Origin of the sequence: Streptomyces sp. NPDC017520 (genome assembly GCF_044329855.1) — a bacterium.
Lineage (GTDB): Bacteria > Actinomycetota > Actinomycetes > Streptomycetales > Streptomycetaceae > Streptomyces.
This window is the reverse complement of sequence record NZ_JBIRKB010000001.1, coordinates 695,113-718,614: the sequence shown is the minus strand read 5'-3', so window position 1 is coordinate 718,614 and position 23,502 is coordinate 695,113. Positions and strand designations below refer to the sequence as shown.

The 23,502-nt window shown below is 71.4% G+C and carries 21 protein-coding genes and 1 pseudogene; 7 read left to right on the top strand and 15 right to left on the bottom strand.

Annotated elements, in window-relative coordinates; all coding sequences use genetic code 11:
• Window positions 1–145: 145 nt before the first annotated feature.
• Together ACH4KB_RS03185 and ACH4KB_RS03180 are read left to right on the top strand one after the other, a co-directional pair.
• Window positions 146–595 (top strand): hypothetical protein, encoded by a 450-nt coding sequence (locus tag ACH4KB_RS03185; protein WP_398063034.1) that lies wholly within the window; start codon window positions 146–148, stop codon window positions 593–595.
• Between the two features lie 66 nt (window positions 596–661).
• Window positions 662–1,135, top strand: a complete 474-nt coding sequence (locus ACH4KB_RS03180; protein ID WP_398063032.1) for an NUDIX hydrolase — start codon at window positions 662–664, stop codon at window positions 1,133–1,135.
• 159 nt (window positions 1,136–1,294) lie between these two features.
• Here the strand turns inward: ACH4KB_RS03180 and ACH4KB_RS03175 are convergent, their stop codons facing one another.
• The 4 genes from ACH4KB_RS03175 to ACH4KB_RS03160 form a co-directional block, all read right to left on the bottom strand.
• Entirely contained in the window at window positions 1,295–2,818 is a 1,524-nt protein-coding gene (locus ACH4KB_RS03175) for a catalase (RefSeq protein WP_398063030.1), read from the bottom strand.
• A 144-nt stretch (window positions 2,819–2,962) separates the two neighbouring features.
• Entirely contained in the window at window positions 2,963–3,229 is a 267-nt protein-coding gene (locus tag ACH4KB_RS03170; protein WP_398063028.1) for a GlsB/YeaQ/YmgE family stress response membrane protein, read from the bottom strand.
• A 321-nt stretch (window positions 3,230–3,550) separates the two neighbouring features.
• Window positions 3,551–4,513 carry an NAD(P)/FAD-dependent oxidoreductase gene (locus ACH4KB_RS03165; protein WP_398063026.1) on the bottom strand — a complete coding sequence of 321 codons (963 nt, stop codon included), beginning with the start codon at window positions 4,511–4,513 and terminating at the stop codon, window positions 3,551–3,553.
• A 91-nt stretch (window positions 4,514–4,604) separates the two neighbouring features.
• Window positions 4,605–5,018: an ATP-binding protein gene (locus ACH4KB_RS03160; RefSeq protein WP_398063024.1), complete on the bottom strand. Its 414-nt coding sequence runs from the start codon at window positions 5,016–5,018 to the stop codon at window positions 4,605–4,607.
• Between the two features lie 113 nt (window positions 5,019–5,131).
• On the opposite strand from ACH4KB_RS03160, the pseudogene ACH4KB_RS03155 reads away from it, so the two are divergent.
• Window positions 5,132–5,926 (top strand): annotated as a pseudogene (locus ACH4KB_RS03155) (Scr1 family TA system antitoxin-like transcriptional regulator); the annotation flags it as partial.
• Window positions 5,927–5,967: 41 nt separating this feature from the next.
• Window positions 5,968–6,237 (top strand): DUF397 domain-containing protein, encoded by a 270-nt coding sequence (locus ACH4KB_RS03150; protein ID WP_398063022.1) that lies wholly within the window; start codon window positions 5,968–5,970, stop codon window positions 6,235–6,237.
• 88 nt (window positions 6,238–6,325) lie between these two features.
• Here ACH4KB_RS03150 and ACH4KB_RS03145 read toward each other — a convergent pair whose 3' ends face one another.
• The 3 genes from ACH4KB_RS03145 to ACH4KB_RS03135 all read right to left on the bottom strand — a co-directional run bounded on the left by ACH4KB_RS03145 (window position 6,326) and on the right by ACH4KB_RS03135 (window position 8,505).
• Window positions 6,326–6,568, bottom strand: a complete 243-nt coding sequence (locus tag ACH4KB_RS03145) for a hypothetical protein (RefSeq protein ID WP_398063020.1) — start codon at window positions 6,566–6,568, stop codon at window positions 6,326–6,328.
• 89 nt (window positions 6,569–6,657) lie between these two features.
• Window positions 6,658–7,530, bottom strand: coding sequence for a GyrI-like domain-containing protein (locus ACH4KB_RS03140; protein ID WP_398063018.1), 873 nt, complete (start codon window positions 7,528–7,530; stop codon window positions 6,658–6,660).
• A gap of 24 nt (window positions 7,531–7,554) precedes the next feature.
• Window positions 7,555–8,505 carry an NAD(P)-dependent oxidoreductase gene (locus ACH4KB_RS03135; protein WP_398063016.1) on the bottom strand — a complete coding sequence of 317 codons (951 nt, stop codon included), beginning with the start codon at window positions 8,503–8,505 and terminating at the stop codon, window positions 7,555–7,557.
• Window positions 8,506–8,648: 143 nt separating this feature from the next.
• Here ACH4KB_RS03135 and ACH4KB_RS03130 point away from each other — a divergent pair, with 143 nt between their 5' ends.
• Window positions 8,649–9,236 carry a TetR/AcrR family transcriptional regulator gene (locus tag ACH4KB_RS03130; RefSeq protein WP_398063014.1) on the top strand — a complete coding sequence of 196 codons (588 nt, stop codon included), beginning with the start codon at window positions 8,649–8,651 and terminating at the stop codon, window positions 9,234–9,236.
• A 121-nt stretch (window positions 9,237–9,357) separates the two neighbouring features.
• Here the strand turns inward: ACH4KB_RS03130 and ACH4KB_RS03125 are convergent, their stop codons facing one another.
• Window positions 9,358–9,591, bottom strand: coding sequence for a hypothetical protein (locus ACH4KB_RS03125; protein WP_398063012.1), 234 nt, complete (start codon window positions 9,589–9,591; stop codon window positions 9,358–9,360).
• A 61-nt stretch (window positions 9,592–9,652) separates the two neighbouring features.
• The gene (locus tag ACH4KB_RS03120; RefSeq protein ID WP_398063010.1) at window positions 9,653–10,192 is read right to left on the bottom strand and encodes a hypothetical protein; all 540 of its coding nucleotides are present in this window, start codon (window positions 10,190–10,192) and stop codon (window positions 9,653–9,655) included.
• A gap of 109 nt (window positions 10,193–10,301) precedes the next feature.
• On the opposite strand from ACH4KB_RS03120, the gene ACH4KB_RS03115 reads away from it, so the two are divergent.
• Window positions 10,302–11,312, top strand: coding sequence for a YdcF family protein (locus ACH4KB_RS03115; RefSeq protein WP_398063008.1), 1,011 nt, complete (start codon window positions 10,302–10,304; stop codon window positions 11,310–11,312).
• Window positions 11,313–11,432: 120 nt separating this feature from the next.
• Window positions 11,433–13,733, top strand: a complete 2,301-nt coding sequence (locus ACH4KB_RS03110; RefSeq protein WP_398063006.1) for a FlgD immunoglobulin-like domain containing protein — start codon at window positions 11,433–11,435, stop codon at window positions 13,731–13,733.
• Between the two features lie 213 nt (window positions 13,734–13,946).
• Here the strand turns inward: ACH4KB_RS03110 and ACH4KB_RS03105 are convergent, their stop codons facing one another.
• From ACH4KB_RS03105 to ACH4KB_RS03080, 6 genes are all read right to left on the bottom strand, one after another.
• The gene (locus ACH4KB_RS03105; protein ID WP_398063004.1) at window positions 13,947–15,329 is read right to left on the bottom strand and encodes a hypothetical protein; all 1,383 of its coding nucleotides are present in this window, start codon (window positions 15,327–15,329) and stop codon (window positions 13,947–13,949) included.
• Between the two features lie 57 nt (window positions 15,330–15,386).
• The gene (locus tag ACH4KB_RS03100) at window positions 15,387–17,870 is read right to left on the bottom strand and encodes a glycoside hydrolase family 3 N-terminal domain-containing protein (protein WP_398063002.1); all 2,484 of its coding nucleotides are present in this window, start codon (window positions 17,868–17,870) and stop codon (window positions 15,387–15,389) included.
• 515 nt (window positions 17,871–18,385) lie between these two features.
• Window positions 18,386–19,993, bottom strand: coding sequence for a citramalate synthase (gene cimA / locus ACH4KB_RS03095; RefSeq protein WP_398063000.1), 1,608 nt, complete (start codon window positions 19,991–19,993; stop codon window positions 18,386–18,388).
• Window positions 19,994–20,302: 309 nt separating this feature from the next.
• Window positions 20,303–20,956: a TetR/AcrR family transcriptional regulator gene (locus tag ACH4KB_RS03090; protein ID WP_398062998.1), complete on the bottom strand. Its 654-nt coding sequence runs from the start codon at window positions 20,954–20,956 to the stop codon at window positions 20,303–20,305.
• A complete protein-coding gene (locus ACH4KB_RS03085) occupies window positions 20,953–21,996 on the bottom strand; it encodes an agmatine/peptidylarginine deiminase (protein WP_398062996.1) in 1,044 nt (347 codons plus the stop codon). Before ACH4KB_RS03085 ends, ACH4KB_RS03090 begins: the two co-directional genes overlap by 4 nt.
• A 204-nt stretch (window positions 21,997–22,200) precedes the next feature.
• Window positions 22,201–23,304 (bottom strand): branched-chain amino acid aminotransferase, encoded by a 1,104-nt coding sequence (locus ACH4KB_RS03080; protein WP_398062994.1) that lies wholly within the window; start codon window positions 23,302–23,304, stop codon window positions 22,201–22,203.
• Between the last annotated feature and the right edge of the window lie 198 nt (window positions 23,305–23,502).

The window sequence follows — 23,502 nt, the reverse complement described above, 5'->3', positions numbered from 1 at the left end:
AACAACGGGCGTTCGGCCAGGCCTGTGCGATCATGCGTACGCCGCTGGGGCCCCCTCTCGGTGATCGACGGTGAGCCACACAGGCTGGAAGCCCTGGACTCCCTGAACGGCACCCAGCTCCCCGGCGGACGAAGGACGGAACATGATGGGCAAGCGCTCTGTCCTGCTGCTGGCCTGCCTGGGTGTGCTCGGTTGCCACACCGCCCTGGCCTCCCTCATGTTCCTCTGGTTCCTACCGGTGTTCGCCGACGGAATCGGGCGGGCGTCGGGTGGTAGTGGCACCTCCGAGCTGATCGCCGGTGGAAGCTTCCTCTTCGGTGCGGTGGTGGCCGGGGCCAACACTGCCACCGCCTTCAGGGTGTTCCGCGCCGCCCGCGCGGGCCGGAACGTGGCCCGCCTTCTGTTGGCACTGGGCGGGATCCAGGTGGCCGCCACAGCCGCGGCGTTGTTCGTCGGCCTCACCCCGCTTCTCCTGACGGCGCTGCCCGCACTGCTCCTTCTCGCACTCTGCTACAGCGTGGAGCAGCGCGCGTCCCGTGCCCGGCGGCACGGTCCCCGACCGCCTCAGAAGGCCCCCGCCAGGTCGACCCACTAGAACGACGGACGCCCGAAGCCGGACCGGCCATGGCCGACCGTGCCTGCCCGGGCTTAGCCTCCCCGCATGGATCGACGACTGGCCGCGTACGCGGTGTGCATCGAGGACGGGCGGGTGCTGCTCGCGCTTGCCGTGGGTCCGGGCGGCGAGCGGACGTGGACGCTTCCGGGCGGCCGGGTCGAGCACGCGGAGGATCCGTACGACGCGGTGATCCGGGAGGTCGCCGAGGAGACCGGTCTGGAGGCCGTCGTCGAGCGTCTGCTCGGCGTGGACTCGCGGGTGATTCCGGCGGGCGAGCGCCGCCGGCCCGGTGCGCCCGAGCTCCAGAACGTCGGTGTGTTCTATCGCGTACGCGTCACCGGCGGCGTGCTCCGGCCCGAGCCGAACGGCGACACCGCCGAGTCGGTGTGGACCCCGCTGTCCGAGGTCGCCCGCCTGCGCCGGTCGTCGCTGGTGGACGTCGGGCTCGCCCTGGCGCGGACCCTTCCGCCCTCCGGTCACGTCGATCACGTCCCGGCCGGCGGCCTGATCCAGCACTGAGCGGATCCCTTGTGGAGGGGGCCGGAGCACGGTGGGTGGCGGGCCGCCGCACCGTCGCCTTGAGCGCCCCGCCCACGGTCCGGGGAGGAGACGGGCAAGGCCCTCGCCCCGTCGGTGTGACGGGGCGAGGGCCTTGCCGTACGGCTTGCCGGGCCCGCCTCAGGCCTTGTGCTGCATCGACGAGCGCGCGGGGTTGCTCTGCTCCGCCGCCTTGGGGTCCTTCTCGCCCGCCTTCGCGCGCACGCCCTGCTCGACGCGCTTGCCGAGGGTGGCGTCCACGTTCGTCCAGTACTGGAACGCCCGCTTCAGCACCGGTTCGGTCACTCCGTTCAGCAGGTGGCCGACGATGTTGTCCACCAGCCGGTCCCGCGCCGCGTCGTCCAGGACCTCGCGGACCATCGTGCCCGCCTGCCCCCAGTCGTCGTCCTCGGCGTGGTCCACGTAGGCGGCCCGGGTGATGTCGCCGTCGGCGTACCAGCTCGGCGGGGTGCCGTAGCGCTCCGTGTCGGCCGCCGGGCCGCCCTTGGAGTTCGGGGCGTAGACGGGGTCGGTGGTCTTCCGGTACGCCATCGCCCCGTCCTTGGAGTACGTGTGCACCGGGACGACGGGGGCGTTGACGGGAAGCTGCTGGTAGTTGCCGCCGATGCGGTAGCGGTGCGAGTCCGCGTAGCTGAACAGCCGGGCCAGCAGCATCCGGTCCGGGCTCGGGCCGATGCCCGGCACCAGATTGTTCGGCTGGAAGGCCGCCTGCTCGATCTCGGCGTGGTTGTCCGTGGGGTTGCGGTCCAGCGTCATCCGGCCGACCTCGATCAGCGGGTAGTCGCCGTGCGGCCACACCTTGGTCAGGTCGAACGGGTTGAAGCGGTAGTCCTTCGCGTCCTCGTACGGCATGATCTGGACCTTCAGCGTCCAGCTCGGGAACTCCCCGTCGCGGATGTGCTCGAAGAGATCACGCGTGTGGTAGTCGGTGTCCGCGGCGGCCATCTGGTCGGCCTCGTGCTGCGTGAACGTCTCGATGCCCTGGTCGGTCTTGAAGTGGTACTTCACCCAGAACCGCTTGCCCTCGGCGTTGATCCACATGTACGTGTGCGAGGTGTAGCCGTTCATGTGGCGCCAGGTCCGCGGAATGCCCCGGTCGCCCATCAGCCAGGTGACCTGGTGGGCCGACTCCGGCGAGAGGGTCCAGAAGTCCCACTGCATGTCGTGGTCACGGAGGTTGTTGTCCGCGCGGCGCTTCTGCGACCGGATGAAGTGCTGGAACTTCATCGGGTCCTTCACGAAGAACACGGGGGTGTTGTTGCCCACCATGTCGTAGTTGCCTTCGCTGGTGTAGAACTTCACCGCGAAGCCGCGCGGGTCCCGCCAGGTGTCCGGGCTGCCCCGCTCCCCCGCGACGGTGGAGAACCTGATGACCAGGTCGGTCGTGGCGCCGGGCTGGAAGAGCGCGGCCTTCGTGTACCGGGAGACGTCCGCGGTCACCTCGAACTTCCCGAAGGCGCCGCTTCCCTTGGCGTGCGGCTGGCGTTCGGGGATGCGTTCGCGGTTGAACTGGGCCATCTGCTCGATCAGGTACGAGTCCTGGAGCAGGATCGGCCCGCCCGCGCCAACGGTGAGCGAATGCTCGTCGCTCTCCACCGGGGCGCCGGAGTCGGAGGTGGTCGGCTTGCGAGAGGTGTCGGTCATGTCGTCATTTCCTCTTGTTTGTCTTCCGCAGACGTGTCGGCGATGGCTCCCACTACGGCTGCCCTGCTGACCCTCTGCCAATGTAGGCAAACCCGGACGAATTGACTCGTCGAGGAATCGCTCCCGACGGTCCTCTGTGCCGCGTCAGTGCGATCGCTGTCCCGCGACCAGCCGGTAGACAAGCAGGACGATCACCGAGCCGACGACAGCGGCGATCCACGTCGACAGGCTGAAGAATCCGTCGATCGAGTCGACGCCGAAGATCACCTTGCCGAGCCAGCCGCCGAGTAGCCCGCCCACGATGCCGATGACCATCGTGATGAGGCAGCCGCCGGGGTCCTTGCCGGGCATCAACGCCTTGGCGATGAGCCCCGCGAACAGGCCGATGAGGATCCAGGCGATGATGCCCACGGAAATCTCCCTTTACGTTGCCGAAACCCGGCCACCGTCATGGGTGCCGGACCCTCCGCGTATCCCCTCAACCAGAACTCACACATCCACCGGGCCCGCCTTCACCCGGGAGCTCCGTCATTGACCTGCCTGCGTTACGCCGGACGGGCAGGGGCGTGGACCGACATGGGCGCCCGCACCGACGGAGACGGAGCCGACTGAGGCGGAGCCGACTGAGTCCGTTCCCTTCGTTCCCTTCGTTCCCTCCGTACCCTCCCCTCTCCGAGCACGGGACGCCTCCGTCGGCCCGGCCGAACCGTGCGAGGCTTGAACCGCGTCCCGTCAGCCGCGCCGCCGCGCCTCCACCGCGTTCCGGGTGTCCTCGGTGATCAGGTCACCGTTGATCGCCGCGCCTGCCATGAGGCCGGCCGCGGCGGCGCCGATGACCTGTTCGTTCAGGCGGGTGACATTGCCCGCCGCCCAGACTCCGGGGACCTCGGTCGCGCCGGTCGGGTCGGTCGGGATGTACGTGCCGATCACCTCTCCGCCCATCTCCTGTGCGACCGGGACCATCCCCAGCGATTCCAGTACGGCCGAACGCGCGACGAAGCGCGCCTGCACCACCAGCGCCTCGCGCGGAATCACCCGGCCGCCGGCCAGCCGTACCCCGGTGAACCGGTCGTCCGCGACCTCCAGGCCCGTCACCTCGCCGTCCACCACGGCCACGCCCCGGGCCGCAAGCTGCTCGTACTCCTCGTCCGAGGGCTCCGGGCCCGTGTGGCGGAAGAGGGTGACGTCCTCGCTCCACTGCCGCCACATCAGCGCCTGGTGCACGGCGAGGGCCCCGGTGGCGAGCACGCCGATCGGGCGGTCCGCCACCCCGTGGCCGTGGCAGTACGGGCAGTGCAGCACCTCGCGACCCCACCGCTCCGCCAGGCCTGGCACCTGCGGCAGCTCGTCGACGAGCCCCGTCGTCACCAGCAGCCTGCGCGCCTCGACGCTCCGGCCGTCCTCCGTCACCACCCGGAAGCCCCGCTCCCCCGGCAGCCGCTCGGCCGAGGCCACCCGGCCCTCGACGATCTCCGCCCCGTACCCGGCGGCCTCGCCCCGGCCGATCGCCAGCAGCTCCCCGGGCGGGGTCGACTCGCGGCCCAGGTAGTTGTGGACATGGGACGCAGGCGCGTTACGGGGCTCGCCCGCGTCGATCACCAGGACCGAGCGCCGGGCCCGCGCCAGGGCCAGCGCCCCGCTCAGGCCGGCGGCCCCGCCGCCCACGATCACCACGTCGTACCGCTGCTGCTTCATGTCGCTCCTCCTCATACGGCTCCACCTCTACTTGGTGAGAAGAGTGCGCCCATGAGGCCGAAACGACAAATAGCCTTGCCGGAACAGCAAGTCAGGAGAGGTCGAACTCGCACCATACGATCTTGCCGGGGTTCCGCTCCCCCACCCCCCATTTGTCCGCCAGCGCCGCGACCAGCAGCAGCCCGCGCCCACCCTCCTCGTCGGCCCCCGGCAGGTCGTCCGCCGGGCACACCTCGCCGTCGCCGCTGTCGTGCAGCTCGACGCGGAGCGCGTTCTCGATCCGCTCCAGGTAGATGTGGACCTTGAAGCCGCGCCCTGGCGGGACGCCGTGACGCAGGGCGTTGGTCGCCAGCTCGGTTACGCAGAGCAGCACATCGTCCGTGCGCTTCTCGCACTCCCACTCGGCCAGCGCCTTGCGGGCGAACTTGCGTACGACCGGGATCGACCTGCGCTCACGGCAGTAGAAGGCGGCGCGGTAGTAAGGGAGTTGAGTTGTCTCGTTCATGCTTCCACGCTCACACGGAGTAACTACGCTTCAGCAGAGCCCAGAGACGTACAAAAGCTTTTGTACGGGTTCTGACGGGTTGACAGCGGGACGAGAACGGGGAGAGCCACGTCATGCAACCGGGAAAGCAGAGCGGCATCAGGCGAGTTACCTCGTGGCAGCTGGTCGGGGCGCAGTTGCGCCACTTCCGCAAACTCGCCGGGCTGACACAGGCCGCCCTCGCCGAGCAGGTGGGGGTGGGCGAGGACACCATCGCCTCGATCGAGCAGGGGAGGCGGGCACTTCAGACGGATCTGGCCATCCAGCTCGATGAACTACTGGCTACCAAGGGCGCCTTGCGGGTCGCGGTGGAGAAGATCCCGCGGAAGGAGCGCTATCAGGCGCTGGTGAAGGACTTCGTGCAGTACGAGCAGAACGCGAAGAGCCTGTTCTCGTACCAGTCCCAGCTCGTACCGGGGCTGCTCCAGACCGAGGCGTACGCGCGCTTTATCTTCGGCTGCAACTACCCACCGCTCGAAGAGGAGGAGATCGAGAAGCGGGTCGCGGAGCGCCTCGGTCGCCAGAGAATCCTGGAGCGCAAACCCCGGCCGATCCTCCACTTCATCCTGGAGGAGAGCATCCTGCACGCCCAGATGGGCGACCCCGACGTCATGCTTGAGCAGCTCCGCCACCTGCGACGCTGCATGGACCTGCCGTTCGTCACCATCCAGATCATGCCTCGGAACACCCCTCGGCACGCCGGGCTCGCCGGGCCGCTCGTTCTGCTGGAGACGCCCGATCACGACGGTCTCGTCTACGTCGACGGCCAACTGCGTGGCGAGCTCTACGACGAACCCGCCGACGTCAGCGCACTTATGCAGAGGTATGGGATGCTGCGTTCCCAGGCGCTCACCGTCGCGGAGAGCACCCGGCTACTTGACGCACTGCTTGACGCACTGCTTGGAGAGACATGCCCCGCGCAGCACACCCCGCCCCCGACTCCACGGCCCTCCACTGGTTCAAGTCCAGCTACAGCAACGGCGACGGCGGCGCCTGCATCGAAGTCGCCTACCACTGGCGCAAGTCCAGCTACAGCAACGGTGACGGCGGAGACTGCGTCGAAGTCGCCGCCCACCCCGCCGCCGTCCACATCCGCGACTCCAAGGTGACCGACGGCCCCGTCCTCACCGTCGAGCCCGCCGCCTGGAGCGCCTTCGTCCACGGCAGCGCGGCCGTCTGAGCCACCCCCGTACACGAAAAGGCCCCGCCCCGCCCCCGGCCACCAACGCGGCCGGAAGCGGGGCGGTTCCCGTCTGTGCGCGGTGGGATCAGTGGCGCACCCACAGCTCGTAGACGCTCGGCTTGGCCGCGAACGGCTTGCAGGTGAACAGGGGGCTCCAGATGTGGTTGGCGGCGTCGGCCGCCCCGGTGGCCTGGCAGGCCGCCTGCGACTCGTCGTGGCCTCGGAGCGTGTAGCCCGAGCCCACGGCGGAGGCGGTGGAGGCCGCGCCGAGAGCCATCGCGGCCGCCGCCACAGCGGTGACCGCGATGGTGGTGATACGTCTACGCATGTCGGTGACTCCGTTGCCAGTCGACGCCGCCTACGCCCCATGCCCATGGCCGTAAACCTCTGTCGTGCCGCATATTTCGCTCCAGCGGCTCACGAACCGGCCGAGCGCTCCACGGGGATCCACAGCTCCGCCTCCGCCCGCTTCCCCTCCTCCGTCAGCCGCACCCGCAGGATCTCCGGGCCGGGCCGGGAGGTGTACGGGTTCGACGGAAACCACTGAGTGAACACGTCCCGCCAGAGGTACTGGAGGGCCTGTGGGAACTCGCCTTCGCTCTCGAAGACCGCCCAAGTCCCTGCCGGTACGTCCAGGGCGTCCAGGTCCTCCGGAGCCTCCGCGCTCGCCACCACCCCGTGGTAGTAGTCGAGTTCGGTGCCTTCCGCGCGGCTCGGGTCGAGCTGGTCGCTCACCCCGACGATCCCCGCCGGCTCCTGGTCCGAGAGGGCGGCGATGCGGTCCAGCTCCTCCCGGCCGATCCCTCGGATGAACTCCGCGATGGCCGGATTCGGCCCCTCGTGGATGAGCGGGACGCGGGCCTTCCTGCCCACCACCCGGAACGCGTCCTTCTCCACCAGCTTGTACTGCATGGCCGTGCTCCCTTCGACGACGAGCCGGAAGGTCAGCCGTTGCTGGGACCGCAGAACCGCGCCGCTTCGCCGGGCCTCGCCGGGGCCGATGCCGTGCACGGCCCGGAAGGCGCGGGCGAAGCCCTCCCCCGTGTCGTAGCCGTACCGCACCGCCACGTCCAGCAGCGTCCGGTCGGGGTCGCCGAGCACCTCGGCACCCGCGACCGTCATGCGGCGGCGACGGAGGTACTCCGACAGAGGGAGACCGGCGAGCGCGGAGAACATCCGGCGGAAGTGGTACTCCGACGTCATCGCGATACGCGCCAGCTCCGCCACATCGATGCGCTCACCGAGATGCGCCTCGATGTGTTCCATCGCGTCGTTCAGCCGTTCCAGCAACCGCTGACTCCTTCCCTTGCCCGTTCACCGTAGGAAGGAGCCACTCTGCCGGACCCGACCGTCCGTGCCCGGATCGGTCGGGCCGACGAAGGGCTGCTTCCCTGGCTTCGCCATCAGTTCCACCAGGGCCGAGCAGCTGTCCGCGCCGCGCCCCGTCTCCACACCCCGCCGGAACAGGTCGACGACGGCGGCCGGGAGGGCTGTATCGACGCCCGCGTCTGCGTTGGTGCGCAGTACGTGCTCGGCGCTTGCCAGTCCCATGGCCAGGCGGTCGACGTCACCGAGGTGCACTCCGGCGTCGATGCGCTCGGTGTAGAAGGCCAAGGTCTCCGGGAGCGAGGTCGCCGTTTCGACGGCGCTCGGCAGGATGTCGGCCGCCGTCAGACCGTTCGCGCGGGCGAGAGCGATCGCCTGCCAGTAGCTCAACAGTGAGGTCCAGAACATGACCATGCCGATCTGGTAGTGGAGCGCGGCGAGCCCGGGGTCCTCGCCCTGGTGGTCGACCCGGCCCGTCAGTGCTTCGAGCACCGGCCGGTGCCGGTCGAACGCCTCGCGCGGCCCGCTGTAGTAGGCGTACGCATCGGGCTGTCCGATGCCCGTGGGCGAGGAGCTGACGCCGCCGGTGAGCTGTACGGCACCGTGCCCGGCCGCCCAGCGGGCCCCGGCGCGGGCCTCCTCGGGCGTGGCGGAGGTGAGGTTGAGCAGGACCCGGCCGTCCAGGGCCTGCGTCGCGGGCTCCAGCACGGCGTTGACCGCCACGTAATCCGTGAGGCTGATGATGACCGCCTCGTTCGCCGCGACGGCGTCGGCGGGGCTCTGCGCGAGGGTCGCCCCCCGGGCCACCAGGTCGTCCGCGCGGGAGGCGGTGCGGTTCCAGACGGTGACCCCGTAGCCGCGGTCGAGCAGGGCCGCGGCCATGGCCCGGCCCATGGGGCCCAGTCCGATGACCGTGACCGAGTTCTGTGCGCTGTTCATTGCCTGCCTCCAACAAGTCGGTCAGGGCAGAGAAGAATCAGACCTCCCGCCCCGACTAGAACGATCGCTCTATCCAGAGTGCACCGAAAAGCTAGCACAGCCCTAGAACGAACGCTCTACCCAATTCCCGCTACAGTGGCGGCATGCAGACCAGCACCCAGGACCGGATCGTCGTGGCGGCCGCACGCCTCATCCAGCGGCAGGGCTACGTCGGCACCGGCATCAAGCAGATCGCCGCGGAGTCACAGGCCACGCTCGGCTCGATCTACCACTTCTTCCCGGGCGGCAAGGAGGCCGTCGCGGTCGCCGCGATCCGGTACAGCGCGCAGGAGTTCGCGACACTCCTGAAGGAAGCCCTGGACAGCGAGCCCGACCCGGCGGAGGCAGTGCTCTCCTGCACCCGCCAGTTGGCCGCCGGGCTCAAGGAGTCGGGTTGGATCGACGGCTGCCCCGTGACGGCTGCGGCCCTGGAGACGCTCGGGACCGACTCGGAACTCCAGCAGGTCTGCGCCGACGCGCTGAACGGCTGGGAGCGGCTCGTCCGCGACAAGTTGCTGGGCTGCGGGTTCCCGGCGGAGGACGCCCGCGAACTGGCGATCACCGTCATCAGCGCCATGGAGGGCGCCGAGGTCACCGCCCAGGTCAACCGGAGCGAGGACCCCCTTCTGGCGGCGGGCCGGCAGTTGGCCCGCCTCGTCAGGTCGTACGGGGTGGGCACGCCGGGCCACTGAGTCTGACCGGGGGCCGCACGGTCGGCCAGGCCCGTCGGCCAGGCCCGTGGGCCGGGGTGCCGGGAACGGAAAAGGGATGGGGGCGACCCTTCGGTCGCCCCCATCCCCGTCCCCAGCCGGCTCAGCTGAGCTGGGCGCCTTCCACGGTGCTGGTGACCGTGCCGGCGGTGGAGGCGGTGGCCCCCGCCGCGCCGTCGAGCAGCGTGCCGAGCTCGCCGACGTTGTCCAGCGTGCCCAGGCTGACGGGCGGCTCGGCGGCGTGCGCGGTGTCCCCGCCTCCCGGGGGCGGGGAGATGGCGGCGATGACCGCTCCGGTGGCGAGGGTGACGGCGGCGAGTACGCTTCGCTTCTTCATGCCGGGTTCAACGGCTCGACCCCCGCAAAGGGCACGCCCCGATCGAGGATCACCGTCTCCATCACGGCACCCGCGTGAGGGAGGCGGAGTCCGCGCGGCGCAGCTCTCCCACCGTCAGCACGCCGGCGGCGGCACCGGCGGCCATGAGTCCCGCGATCGCGAACACCCAGCGCCGACTGCTCGGCAGCAGGGCGAGGTACTCGTCCCGCGTCAGCTCGACCGCCCGGTCCGTGGTCACCGACGTGTCGTAGGCGACGTACCGGCCCTCGCGCACCTCCGCGTCCTGCAACCGCCGGTCCCCCGCCGCATCGAGTCCGACGACGACCGCACCCGCCAGGGCCAGAAACCCGAGCCCCGCCTGCACCCTGCCGGGCAGGCAGCGAAAGGCGAGCCACATCGCGCTCCGGTCCGCGCCGGCCGCGAAGTGGCGCACCACAGCCGCGAGGAGCAGCAGGAGGGCCAGGCAGAAGACCGCCACCATCGGCCAGACCGGCTCGAACAACGGCAGCGCGCCGGGCAGCCAGGTGAGCGCGGCCAGTACCAGGGCGGCCACGCTCAGCGCGGCCGCCGCGCAGCCGTGCAGCTTGAAACTCCATCTCATGGGCCGGAGCCTGGCACGGCGTCCGGCCACCGATCGCCCCGGCCCCCTCCTCCAGCCCTGCCCCCACCTCGCCGTCAACGGCTCCCTGAGCGCTGCCTAGGCTGTGCGCATGGTGGTCTTCGCCCCGGCGGCGCTCCTCTTCCTCGTCTTCTGTGTGAGCGTGCTGCGCGAGCGCCGCAAGTTCAGCAACGCCGTCATCCTGGGGCTCGCCGCGCTCTGTGCGGTGGCCGGCCTGCTCTACCGGCTGGTCGACTCCGGCTCCGTCTCCGCGCCCGTCGTGGTGTGGTCGCTGCTGGGCCTGGGGGCGGTGGCGGTGCTCCTACTGACCGGCTTTCTGTTGCTCAACGGTGTACGCATGCTGCGCAAGGAAGGCAGAAGCCCGTCGAATCTGCTCTCCCTGTCGGCCGCCCTGGCCATCCTCGCCGTCCTCGCCCTGCTCGCCACCGCCGCCGCCCTGCGGACGCCGGTGCTGATCGGCGCGGCGACGGCGGCCGGCGGGCTGGCGCTCTACTTCTCGTTCCTGTTCCTGTGCTTCGTCTGTTACGCGTTCCTCTACGGGCGGCTGCGGGTGCGCCGCAAGGCCGACTTCGTGGTGGTGCTGGGCTCGGGGCTCGTCGGCGGCTCCACCGTGCCGCCGCTGCTGGCGAGCCGGCTGAAGCGCGGGCGGGAGGTGCACGCGCGGCTCTCCCGGCGCGGCGGGTCTCCCGTGCTCATCACCTCGGGCGGACGTGGGCCCGACGAGGACCTGCCGGAATCCCACGCGATGGCCGACCACCTGGTGGCCGAGGGCTTTCCGGCACACCTCATCGAGCGGGAGGACCGGTCGACGAACACCGAGGAGAACCTGCGGTTCAGCAAGGCGATCATGGAAAAGGCCAAGCCCGGCTACCGGTGCGTCGTCGTCACGAACAACTACCACGCCTTCCGCGCCGCTCTCACCGCCCGGCGGGTCCGGATCCGGGGGCAGGTGGTGGGCTCGCCGACGGCCGCGTACTTCTGGCCCAACGCGACGCTCCGCGAGTTCACCGCGCTCCTCGTGGACTACCGGCGGAGCAACGCGGTGATGTGCGGGCTGATCGTCCTCGGCGGCGTGGCCGCCTGGTGGGTGAACTGGCGGTAGCGAGCAGGCTCCGTACCACTGCTCACGCAGGTTTTGGTCACAACTCCCCCACATATGAATAAGGTTGATCGTGTTCGCATCGCGGATGCGCACCATCGGTCAACTGACAAGGGGGGTCAGGTGTCCCGACACCTGTACACGAACAGCCGCGCCCACAGCCGCCGTACCGGACGGGCCGCGGGAGCGGCGGCCGTCGCGGTGGTGCTGGCCGCAGGGCTCGCCACGGCGCTGCCGGCCACCGCGCACGCCGCCGGGGCGACAGCGGCCGCCGAAGTCCTGATACCCGCGCCCGACGCCTTCGGCGACGGGCCCGAGAAGATCCTGATGACCGGCAGGTACGGCGTACTGCACCGCGAGGGCGACGACTACCTCTGGACCAACTCGTACAACAGCCGGACCAGAGTCGTCACCGAGATCGCTGTGGTACCGGAGCATCGGCTCATCGGCGGACACGACGAGCACAACCGGGCCACCTACACCCAGCGGCGCGTGGACGGTGGGACGAACGTCGTACGGGTCGGCATCGAGGACCCCGCCTTCAACAGCATCCTCCAGGTGCCCGCCGAATACCTCAACCTGAGCTACGCGGGCAACTGGGTGCTGGCGACCGTCCGCAAGGGCGACGGGACGTACGAGATGCGGGTGGCCCGGGGCGGGGCGGCGTCGGCGGACCCCGTCGTGCGGCTGCCCGCCGGAGCCACCACGGACGCCCGGCCCGTGGTGCTCGGCGGGCAGGGCAGTGAGGTCCTCATCGGCTACCGCCTCGCGGACGGCTCCCCGGGCTACGGCATCCTGACCGCGTACGACGGCCGGGTGAAGCCGCTGCCCGTGACCGGGGACGCGAGCAGCTTCCGCCTCACCCAGATGACCATCAGCTGGTTCTCGCGGAACGGCACCGGAGGCCAGGGGGTCCGGATCCTGCCGCGCAGCGGCACGGGCACGCCGAAGGTCGTCCCGCTGGCCACGGAGTCCACGGAGAGCGAGGTCACCTCGTTCGTCGTGGAGGACAGCATCGTGTGGCACGAGGGCACCGGCGGGCCGCTGCGGCTCACGCCCCACACCGGCGCGGACACCGAGCGCACGCTCCTGCCCACGGTGGAGTTCACCCAGCTCCGGGCCGAGGGTTATGGGGACGTGCTGGCGCTGGGCAAGGACGCCGACGGCAAGCGAGCCATCCACGTGTTCCACCAGAACGGCATCGGGATCATCTCCGACCTGGTGATGCGGGAGGTGCCCGGGGTGAAGACGGCGGACGGCGAGATCGGGGCGCTGAGCCTCGACCGGGGGCGGCTGCGGTACGTCAACTCGCTCGTCGGCAAGGACACGTTGCACGGCAAGGCCGTCGGGACCGGCCTCGATCCGGCGGAGGGCGCGCGGCTCGCGGACTTCCCCGGACTCGCGGCGGGCCGCTTCGCCGACGGCACGGACGAGGGTCTCGCCCGGCTGGTCACCGACCCGGCCACCGGCAAGGACACCCTGGTGACCGGCGACGACCCCGGACAGCAGTCCCCGGGCCTGGCCCTGTCCGGCACCGGCGGCCGCATCCTCGACGCCTCACCGGAGTTCGTGCTGTACGAGGCGGGCGGTCGGCAGTACGTCGTCGACACGTCCCGCGACCTCGTCGTCCGCGACCAGCCGGTGCAGGGCGCGGTGCTCGACGGGGACCGGCTGGTCAAGTCGGCCCCGCACAAGCCGGGCACGGTGAACGTGGTCGACCCGCGTACCGGCACGGTGACCGGGACCCACGACATCGGCTCCGACTGCGTCCCCCGTGAACTCCAGCGCAGCGGCACCCTGTTGTACTGGAGCTGCGCCTCCGAGGACGCCGCGGGCGTGTACGACACGGCGACCCACCGGGACTACCCCGCGCCGGTGGCCGGGGTCCTGCTGGGCGACCGTTTCCTGGCCGCGCGCGACGCGTCCGGGGATCTGCGCCTCACCGGCCTGGGCTCCGACGGCACCACCGAGGACCTCGGCACCGTCACGGGCGTGAAGCAGCCTGCGGCCGGCGACGGCCGCGGCACCACCTGGACCCTGGACGCGGACGCGGGCAAGCTCGCCTGGATCGGGACCGACGACACCGTCCACGTCACCGCCCCGCAGCAGGCGGTCTCGCCCCTGGGCATCACCCACAGCACCGTGCCCGCCACCTCGGCGGGCGCGTGGAGCGCCGCGTGGTGGCTCTCCAAGCCGGCGGCGTCCTGGCAGCTCACCCTCATCCGTCGCTCGACCGGCGAGACCGTCCGCACCTGGACGGGCGACGACACGCACGGACCGGTGAAGGTCAGCTGGGACGGTACGTCCGCCTCCGGCGGCCCCGTGCCGGCCGGCGGCTACACCTGGCGGCTGACCGCCGCGCCGGCGGACGGCTCGGGCGCGGACGCCACGGCCTCGGGCACGTTGCGGGTCACCACCGGCTGAGCGCGAGACCCGCGCGGTCCGGGGCGGCCCTCCGCCGCCCCGGACCGGGAGCCGGACCCCGGGCCCCGGGCCCCGGGCCCCGGCCGAGGGGATCCGCCGGAACCCGGGGCGTCGCGGGAGGATCCGGACGCTCAAGGACTCGCCGGAACCCGGGGCCTCGCGGGACCTCCGGGATCCGCCGGAACCCGGGGCGTCGCGGGAAGATCCGGACGCTCAGAACCCGCCACCGTCGAAGCCGCCGCCCCCGAAGCCTCCGCCGTCGCCGAAACCGCCGCCCCCGCCGAAGCCCGAGGCGTCGAAGTCGGAGCCGGAGAAGTCGCCGCCGCCCCAGTCGCCGCCCGCGCCGCCGCCGAAGTCACCGCCGCCGTACTCGGAGGCGTACGCCGGAGTGGCGAGCATCGAGCCGAGCATGGTGCCGACCAGGAGGCCGGGGAGCAGGCCGCCGCCGAAGTAGCCGCCGGCCCAGGGCCCGTACGCCGGGCCCGCTTCCCAGTACGGGCGGCGGTTGCCGTCGCCGACGTCGACCGTACGGCTCATGGGGTCCTCGCCCCGGCTGAGCCGGGCCTCGTCCGCGCCGCAGACCGGGACTTCCCGGGACGCGCCGCCGGACGGGGTCCACAGAACCTCCGTGACCGCCGTGCCGTGGCGCGGGTCGAAGAAGCACGGCGGGCGGCGGGCCGGTATCTCCGCGCCGGTGCGGCGGGCCTCCAGGACCGCGAGGGAGTAGCGGCCGTCCTCCAGGGACCGGGTGACTTCGCGTACGTCCGAGGGGTGCCCGGCCTTGTCCATCTTCGACTTGGCGCTCTCGTAGGAGTCCAGGGCCCGTTCGTAGTCGGCGCGCATGGTGTCGTCCGCGCCCGGTTCGGCGGGGTGGAAGTCCAGGCGTTCCAGGGTTTCGCCGTACGCGGTGATGTCCTCGTCGACGACGACCCGGAGCTTGTCGAGCGCGGCGCGCTCCTCTTCCTCCGTGCGGCGCTTGGTGCGGCGGGAGATCGCGTACGCGCCCGCGCCGCCCGCCGCGACCAGCGCGCCGAGCGTGATCAGGCCGCCGACCGGGGCTCCGGTCCCGTCCGCACCGCCCGAGCCGCCGGACCAGGAGGCGGGGGCGCTGCCCCGGGCCTGTTCGACGGCGCGGTCGACGAAGGCGTTGAGCTGGGTGTCGGCGTCGCCGGCGGTGGTGGGGTTCTCCACGGCGGCGGTGAGGTTGTCGACCGCCCGGGTGGGCATGACCTGCGGGTCGGCGCCCGCGTCGAAGCCGTCGCCGAGGCGGACCGCGTAGACGCCGGTGATGCCGGTGTCGCTGCGCAGGGTCTGGAGGAGGCCTTCCTCGGGGAAGGCCGGCGTATCGGGGAGGACGGCCACGAACACCGGCTTGTCGGCGTCCGTGATCTTGTTCTCCAGGGCCTTCTCGTCAGCGACGGAGAGCTGGTCGCGCGCGCCCGGGTCCACGTGGACCGGGTCGTCGCGCAGGGCCTGGGCGGCGTCCTGGATGGTCCCGGCGGGTGCGGCCGAGGCGGGGGAGGTCAGGGCGAGGGCCGCCGCTGCGAAGATGAGCAGCAGGCCCGCCAGCAGCGCGGGAAAGAGCCTTTTCCTCATACTTAACGCTACTCCAGACGGGCGACGAACGCCGTCGCCCGCCTGGGAGCGGTTTTTCTACGCTGCTCGGTAGGCCGTCCGCAGCCTGGCCACCGCACCGGTCAGATCACCGGTGAGCAGCAAATGGTCCGCCTCCGCGAACGGCTTCGAGACCTCCTGGGTGAACGTCCCGTCGATCTTCCGCTGGACCAGCAGCCTGGCCCGGTCCACGATCGCCCTGCCCGCCGGGGTCTTCCCGAGATGCGCCTTCTCGGCGTCGTGGGCAGCGGCGGCGAGGGCCGCGAGGGCCGGCTCACCGCCGGCCGGGGGCTCCTTCAGGGTGGTCAGGCCCCAGCCGTACGGGAACTGCGGGTCATAGGCGGCGTCCCCCACGTTGATTGGGAGCTGGGCCTCCGACTTCGGCCAGGTCACCGGGGACTGTCCGGTGAAGGCCCGCCTGCCGTAGAGGACGTCGGCGACGCCGTCGCCCTCGGAGCCCGGCAGCCAGGAGGCCACCAGTGCGTCGATCTTCGCGAGCCGGTCGCCGATGAGCTGGGGGCGTCCGGAGACGATGAGCACGGCGCACTTCATGGCGGCGCAGACCTTGTCGACCGCAGCCCGGTCGGCGGCCGTCAGTTCCAGGTCGTGCCCGTTGCCGACGTCGCCGATGCCTTCGGCGTACGGGGTTTCGCCGACGACGACCACGCCCACGTCGTGACCGTCCGTGGCGGCGGAGGCGTCCTGGGAGAACGTCACGGACTCGGGGGTCCGCGCCGCCTTTCGCATGCCGTCCAGGATCGTCGTGCCGGTGGTGGTCTCCCCGGAGGCCCCCTGCCAGCTGGTGGTCCAGCCGCCGGTCTGGCTGCCGATGTCATCGGCGTTGGACCCGGCGACGTACACCTTCTGGCTGGGTTCGAGGGGGAGAACCGCTCCGTCGTTCTTCAGCAGCACCTGGGACTTGGCCACCGCCTCGCGGGCCACCGCGCGGTGCTCGGCCGAGCCGACCATGTCCAGATGGGTGGTGTCCGCGTACGGCTTCTCGAAGAGGCCGAGGCGGAACTTCTGGGTGAGGATGCGGGCGACGGCGTCGTCGATCCGCGCCTCGGTGACGCGGCCCGCGACCACCTCGCCCTTCAGGGTCTCCGTGAAGTCCTGGTACGCGGTCGGGACCATGATCATGTCGAGTCCGGCGTTGACCGACGTGACGACGTCACTGGCGTAGTCACCGGGAATCTGGTCGATGGCCTGCCAGTCGCTGATGACGAAGCCCTCGAATCCCATCCGGTCCTTGAGGACGCCGTTGATCATCTCGGCGTTGGCGTGCATCTTCACCGGGCCCTTGCCGTCGCCCAGGACGTCCAGCGAGGAGTACGAGGGCATGACCGTGCCGACGCCCCGCTTCACCGACTCCTCGAACGGTGACAGGTGTACGGCCTCCAGCTCCTCGCGCGTGACGTGGGTGACGCCCTGGTCGACCGTGTACGAGCCGGTGGTGGAGGAGCCGTACGCGGTGCCGCCGTCGCCGACGAAGTGCTTGGCGCTGCCCAGCACCTTGTCGGCGCGGTGCAGGTCCTTGCCGGACGGACTGCCCTGCATGCCCTGGATGACCGTCTCCATGGCCTCGACCAGGGCGGGGTCCTCGCCGAACGCCTCGTAGGAGCGGCCCCAGCGTTCGTCGCGGGTGACGCAGACGCAGGGGGCGAAGGCCCACGGGACGCCGGTGGCGCGGGCTTCCTTCGCCGTGATCGCGCCGGTCCGCTCCGCGCTCTTCGGGTCGCGGCCCGCGCCGATGCCGATGTTGTGCGGCATGATCGTCGCGCCGACCACGTTGTTGTGCCCGTGCACCGCGTCCACGCCGTAGATCAGCGGGATCTGGAAGCGGGTGGTCCGGGTGCGCAGCTGGTAGGCGTCGGTCATCTTCGCCCAGGCGGCCGCCGTGTTGGGGGTGGGGGCCGAGCCGCCGCCGGAGAGCAGCGAGCCGAGGCCGTGGGCGGCGATGTCGCCGGGGGCGCGGAGCGCGTTGCGCTCGGCCTGGGTCATCTGGCCGGCCTTCTCGGCGAGCGACATGCGCCCCAGCAGATCCGCCACCCGCTGCTTCACGGGCAGGTTCGCGTTCTGGTACGGAAGTCCGTGGGCGTCGATGACGACCTGCGGGTTCTCCTCGGGGGCCGTGGCGCCGGTGACGGTCAGCTCCAGCGGAATCGTCTTCGCCACGGCGGGCTTCGACGCCTTCGCCGTGCGGACGGTCACCTTGTGGGTGGTTCCGGAGGCGGTGCCCGCGGGGAAGGTGTGGCTGCCGGTGACCGGGGTGTAGTCCTTCCCGGCCCCGGCGGTGCCGCCCTTCGTGGTGTACGTGACGGTGACGGGCTCCTCGGTGGGCACGGAGCCGGTGGTGGTCACGGAGAGGCCGACTTCCGCGCTGTCGCCGTTCTTCACCGGGTGGACCGCCGTGTCGGTGACGACGCCCGGGGTGGGGGCCGGGTCCGCCGCCGCCGCGAGGCCGGTGGGCGGGCCGGCGAGCAGGGTGGCCAGCACGGCCCCGGCGGCGAGAGCGGCCGTCACGGGTCCCGCTCCGTCCTTTCGGAGCCGGGGCCGGGGCTGGGGCCGGGAGCGGGGGTGCGGTGTGCGGGGGTGCGGCGTGCGGGGCATGGGGGCGCTCTCTCTTCCTGCGGTCGAGGCCGGCCCCCGTGCACGATCGCGATCCGGCCCGGGAATTCGATCAGGAGCGGGACGGCGTGGGTGATGAACACGACCGAGGAGTTCGGCTGTTCCCTCGACCGGACGAGCCGTCGCGGGATCTGCCGCCGCATGACGGCATCGAGCGCGGGGCCGTCGGTACTTCGCGACACTTCGCGGCACTTCGCGACACTTCGCGTCGAGACCGGTCCGGCTCCGTCAGCCCACCGGGCAGGGAGGGTTGAATGCTCCGTCTCGAACGCGTGGGAGCCGCCGCCCGGTGACGGGCGGCGGCTCCCACGAGCGATGCGGACCGGACTGGTCCGGGGTCCGGTCGAATCGGGGTCCGGTCGAATCGGGCCAGGTCGGAGCGGGTTGGGTCGGGGGCAGGGCCGGTCGGGCTACTCCGTCGGCTCGACGCCCGCGCGCAGCAGTCCGTAGGTGTACGCGTCCTCCAGCGCCTGCCAGGAGGCGGCGATGACGTTCTCGGCGACCCCCACGGTCGCCCAGTCGCCGGTGCCGTCGCCCGTGGTGATGAGCACGCGGGTGGTGGACTCGGTGCCCGTGCGGCCCTCCAGGATGCGCACCTTGTAGTCGACCAGCTCCAGCTTGGCGAGCTGCGGGTAGATCCGCTCCAGGGCGACGCGCAGGGCCCGGTCCAGGGCGTTGACCGGGCCGTTGCCCTCGGCGGTGGCGACGATCCGCTCGCCCTTGGCCCAGAGCTTCACGGTGGCCTCGTTGGCGTGGGTGCCGTCGGGGCGGTCCTCGACGATCGCCCGCCAGGACTCCGTACGGAAGTAGCGCCGGGCCCGGCCCTCGACCTCGCCGCGCAGCAGCAGCTCGAAGGAGGCGTCGGCGGCCTCGTAGGTGTAGCCCTGGAGTTCGCGCTCCTTGACCCGCTCCACGACGCGGCCGACCAGGGCGCGGTCGTCACCGAGGTCGATGCCGAGCTCCTTGCCCTTCAGCTCGATGGAGGCGCGGCCCGCCATGTCGGAGACCAGCATCCGCATGGTGTTGCCGACCAGCTCGGGGTCGATGTGCTGGTAGAGGTCGGGGTCGACCTTGATCGCGGAGGCGTGCAGCCCGGCCTTGTGGGCGAAGGCCGAGACGCCCACGTACGGCTGGTGGGTGGAGGGGGTGAGGTTGACGACCTCGGCGATGGCGTGCGAGATGCGGGTCATCTCGGCGAGCGCGCCCTCGGGCAGCACCTTCATGCCGTACTTGAGTTCCAGGGCGGCGACGACGGGGAAGAGGTTGGCGTTGCCGACCCTCTCGCCGTAGCCGTTGGCCGTGCACTGGACGTGGGTGGCGCCGGCGTCCACGGCGGCCAGGGTGTTGGCGACGGCGCAGCCGGTGTCGTCCTGGGCGTGGATGCCGAGGCGGGCGCCGGTGTCGGCGACGACCGTGGAGACGACGGCCTGGACCTGGGCGGGGAGCATGCCGCCGTTGGTGTCGCAGAGGATGACGACCTCGGCGCCCGCCTCGTACGCGGTGCGGACCACGGACTTGGCGTACTCGGCGTTGGCGCGGTAGCCGTCGAAGAAGTGCTCGCAGTCCACGAAGACCCGGCGGCCCTGCTCGCGGAGGTGGGAGACGGTGTCGCGGACCATCTCCAGGTTCTCCTCCAGGGTGGTGCGCAGGGCCAGCTCGACGTGCCGGTCGTGTGCCTTGGCCACCAGGGTGATCACCGGGGCGCCGGAGGTCAGGAGCGCCTTGACCTGGGGGTCCTCGGCCGCGCTGCCGCCGGCCCTGCGGGTCGCGCCGAACGCCACGAGCTGGGCGTTCTCGAACGTGATCTCCTGCTGGGCGCGGGCGAAGAACTCCGTGTCACGCGGGTTGGCCCCCGGCCAGCCGCCCTCGATGTACCCCACACCGAAGGTGTCCAGATGACGGGCGATGGTCAGCTTGTCGGCGACCGTCAGGTTGATGCCCTCACGCTGAGCACCGTCGCGCAGTGTGGTGTCGAAGACATGGAAACTGTCGTCGGTGGCGTTGGCCTTGGTGGTCATGCTGATCTGACTCCTGTCGGATGAGTGGATCCGGACGGTCTGGGCCTGTTTCGGGGAACCCGGAACAGGCCCCAGCTCCACTTGCCCCCATCATCCCGCGCGCCTCGCCCCGGCCCGGGTGCGGGCCGGAAAACGAAAAAACCCCTCGCGGGTGCGAGAGGTCTGCGCGCGGGTCTGGGGCACGATGGCCGCGCCGTACGGGGTGGTACGGGGCGGTCACTGCGGACCGGCGCGCCTGCTGCCAATAATCATGACGAACGAGGACACGGCAGCAGTCTCGCACAGCGACGGCCCCGTGACTGCGGCGTCTCAGGATGCGGGCGTGATGCTGATCGCGCCGCTCAGTGAGCCCCCGGCGTCCGGCGTCAGCGTCTCGTCGAGGAACTCCGCCGCCTGCGCCACCACCTGTTCGCGCCCCGTCCCCGGGATGCCGACCGTCACATGGATGCTGAACCCGTCGAGCAGCGCCCGCAGCCGGGTGGCGAACCGGTCGGCGTCCACCGGCCGGAACTCGCCGCGCGAGACCCCCTCGGCGAGCAGCGCCACCAGGTCACGGTGCCAGACCCCCTCGATCGCGGCCTGCCGGGAGCGGGCGTCGTCGTCGGCGTTCTGCGAGCGGCCCCAGACCTCCAGCCAGAGCGTCCAGTGGGGGTCGCGGTGCCCGGCCGGCAGGTAGAGGTCGATGTACGCGTCCAGCCGCTCGCGGGCGGTCCCCGGCCGGGCGAGCAGGGCACCGCGCTCGGCCCCGAGGCGCCGCTCGCTCCACTCCAGGGTCTGGAGGAGCAGTTCGTCCTTGGTGCGGAAGTAGTAGAGGAGGTGCCCGCTGCTCATCCCCACCTCCCGCCCCAGCCCGGCCATGGTCAGCCCGTCGAGCCCGCGCTCGGCGACGGTGGCCATGGCGGCGGCGAGGACGTCCTCGCGGGGCGGGGCGGCGTGATGGGTGCGACGGGGGGCACGGGTCATGGGTTCGCTCGGACCTTCGGCTGCTGCTGGGTGATGCAGTGGATGCCTCCACCGCCGGCGAAGATCGTACGGGCGTCGACGAGGGCCACCGTACGGTCCGGGAAGAGGCCCCGGAAGATCGCGGCGGCCTCTTCGTCGCGCGGGTCGTCGAAGGCGCAGAGGATCACGGCGTCGTTGCAGAGGTAGTGGTTGATGTAGGAGTAGTCGACCCATTCCCCGTCCTCGTCGCGGAGGACGGTGGGCGCGGGCACCTCGACGACCTCCAGAGGGCGCCCCCTGGCGTCGGTGGCGGCCCGGAGGATCGCCAGGGTCTCCCGGGTGACCTCGTGGTCGGGGTGGGCCGGGTCCGGCTGGACGTGGGCGAGCACGGTGCCCGGGCGGGCGAAGGCGGCGACGATGTCGACATGGCCGAGCGTGCCGTACGTCCCGTAGTCGCCGGTCAGCCCTCGGGGCAGCCAGATGGCCTTCTCGGTGCCGAGGCGGGCGTGGACCTCCGCCTCGACCTGCTCCCTGCTCCAGCCGGGGTTGCGCTCCTCGCCGAGCTGGACGGTCTCGGTGAGGAGGACGGTGCCCTCGCCGTCCACGTGGATCGCGCCGCCCTCGTTGACGAGCGGGGAGCTGTGGGCGGGGGCTCCGGCCAGCTCGGCGACGGCCCGGGCGATGTGCTGGTCGTGCTCCCAGCGGGCCCAGCCCTGGGCGCCCCAGCCGTTGAACGTCCAGTCGACGGCGGCGAGCGTCCGGCCGTCGGTGACGAAGGTGGGGCCGATGTCCCGCATCCAGGCGTCGTCGAGTGGCCGCACGACCAGCTCCACGTCCGGCCCCAGCAGCGCCGCCGCCCCCTTCTCCTGGCCGGGGCCGACGACCACCGTGACCGGCTCGAAGCGGCGTACGGCCCGGGCGACGGCGGCCCAGGCGCGGCGGGCCTCGGCCAGCTCGGCGTCGGAGGCGAAGGTGGGATTGGGCCCCGGCCAGGCCATCCAGGTGCGCTCGTGGGGGGCCCACTCGGGGGGCATGCGGAAGGGGGCGGGGGTGACGGGCATGGGGGCTCCTGGTCGAGGGTTTAGAGTGTCACTCTAACGCTGATCCGGAGCGACAGGGAAGTTTCATCCAACCCTTTTAGAGCGGTGCTCTATCCCCCGGGCAGGAAAAAGGCCGCACCGGCGCGAAGGCGGGTGCGGCCCGGTCCCCCGGCGGGCGCCCTGAGCGCTGTCCCGCGATTCCCGGCGGGCGCGCGAAGACAGCCCTTAGCCGAGCGGGTGCATCCAGCCGTGGGTGTCCTCGACGACGCCGCGCTGGATGTCGAGAAGACGCTCCCGGAGCCTCATGGTGACCTCGCCGGGCTCGCCGTCGCCCTGGGTCCACTCGCCGCCCTCGGACTTCACCAGGCCGACGGGGGTGATGACGGCGGCCGTGCCGCAGGCGAAGACCTCGACGAGGGTGCCCTTCGCCGTGTCGTCGCGCCACTGGTCGATGGAGATCCGGCCCTCCTCGGAGCCGTGACCGAGGTCGCGGGCGACCTTGAGGAGGGAGTCGCGGGTGATGCCGGCGAGCAGTGAGCCCGTGAGGGACGGGGTGACGATCTTCTTCGAGCCGTCCTCCTGGGCGTACACGAAGTAGAGGTTCATGCCGCCGAGCTCCTCGACCCACTTGTGCTCGACCGCGTCGAGGTAGGCGACCTGGGCGCAGCCGTGTGCGGCGGCCTCGGCCTGGGCGAGGAGGGAGGCGGCGTAGTTGCCGCCGGTCTTGGCGTCGCCCACGCCGCCGGGGACGGCGCGGACGCGGTTCTCCGAGAGCCAGATGGAGACCGGCTTCACACCGCCGGGGAAGTAGGCGCCGGCGGGCGAGGCGATGACCAGGAAGAGGTACTCGTTGGCCGGCTTCACGCCGAGGCCGACCTCGGTGGCGATCATGAAGGGGCGCAGGTAGAGCGACTCCTCGCCGCCGTGGGCCGGGACCCACGCCTTGTCCTGCTGCACCAGCGCGTCGCACGCCGCGATGAACGTCTCGACGGGCAGCTCGGGCATGGCCAGGCGCGCGGCCGAGCGCTGGAAGCGGCGGGCGTTGGCGTCGGGGCGGAAGGAGGCGACCGTGCCGTCGGGCTGGCGGTAGGCCTTGAGACCCTCGAAGATCTCCTGCGCGTAGTGCAGGGTCATGTTGGCCGGGTCCATCGACAGCGGGCCGTAGGGGACCAGCTGGGCGTCGTGCCAGCCCCGGCCCTCGGTCCAGCGGATGGTCACCATGTGATCGGTGAAGTGCCGGCCGAATCCGGGGTTGGCCAGGATCGCCTCGCGCTCCGCGTCGGACAGCGGGTTCGAGGAGGGCTTGAGCTCGATCGTGGGCGTCGTCATGAGTGCGTGTCCTTCACCGGTCTTGTGTGTGATGGACCGCGCTCACGCCTGTTCGTGCCCGACGCTTTTCGGTCAGGTCCTAGGACGTCCGAGCTTTACCGCGAGCCACGGCCCCGCGTTCGATTATCACTTGCGGGGGGCCGTGCACGAAATGGTGTGAATGCGGTCCAGGGATCGATGGTGGCACCCGGGGGCCGC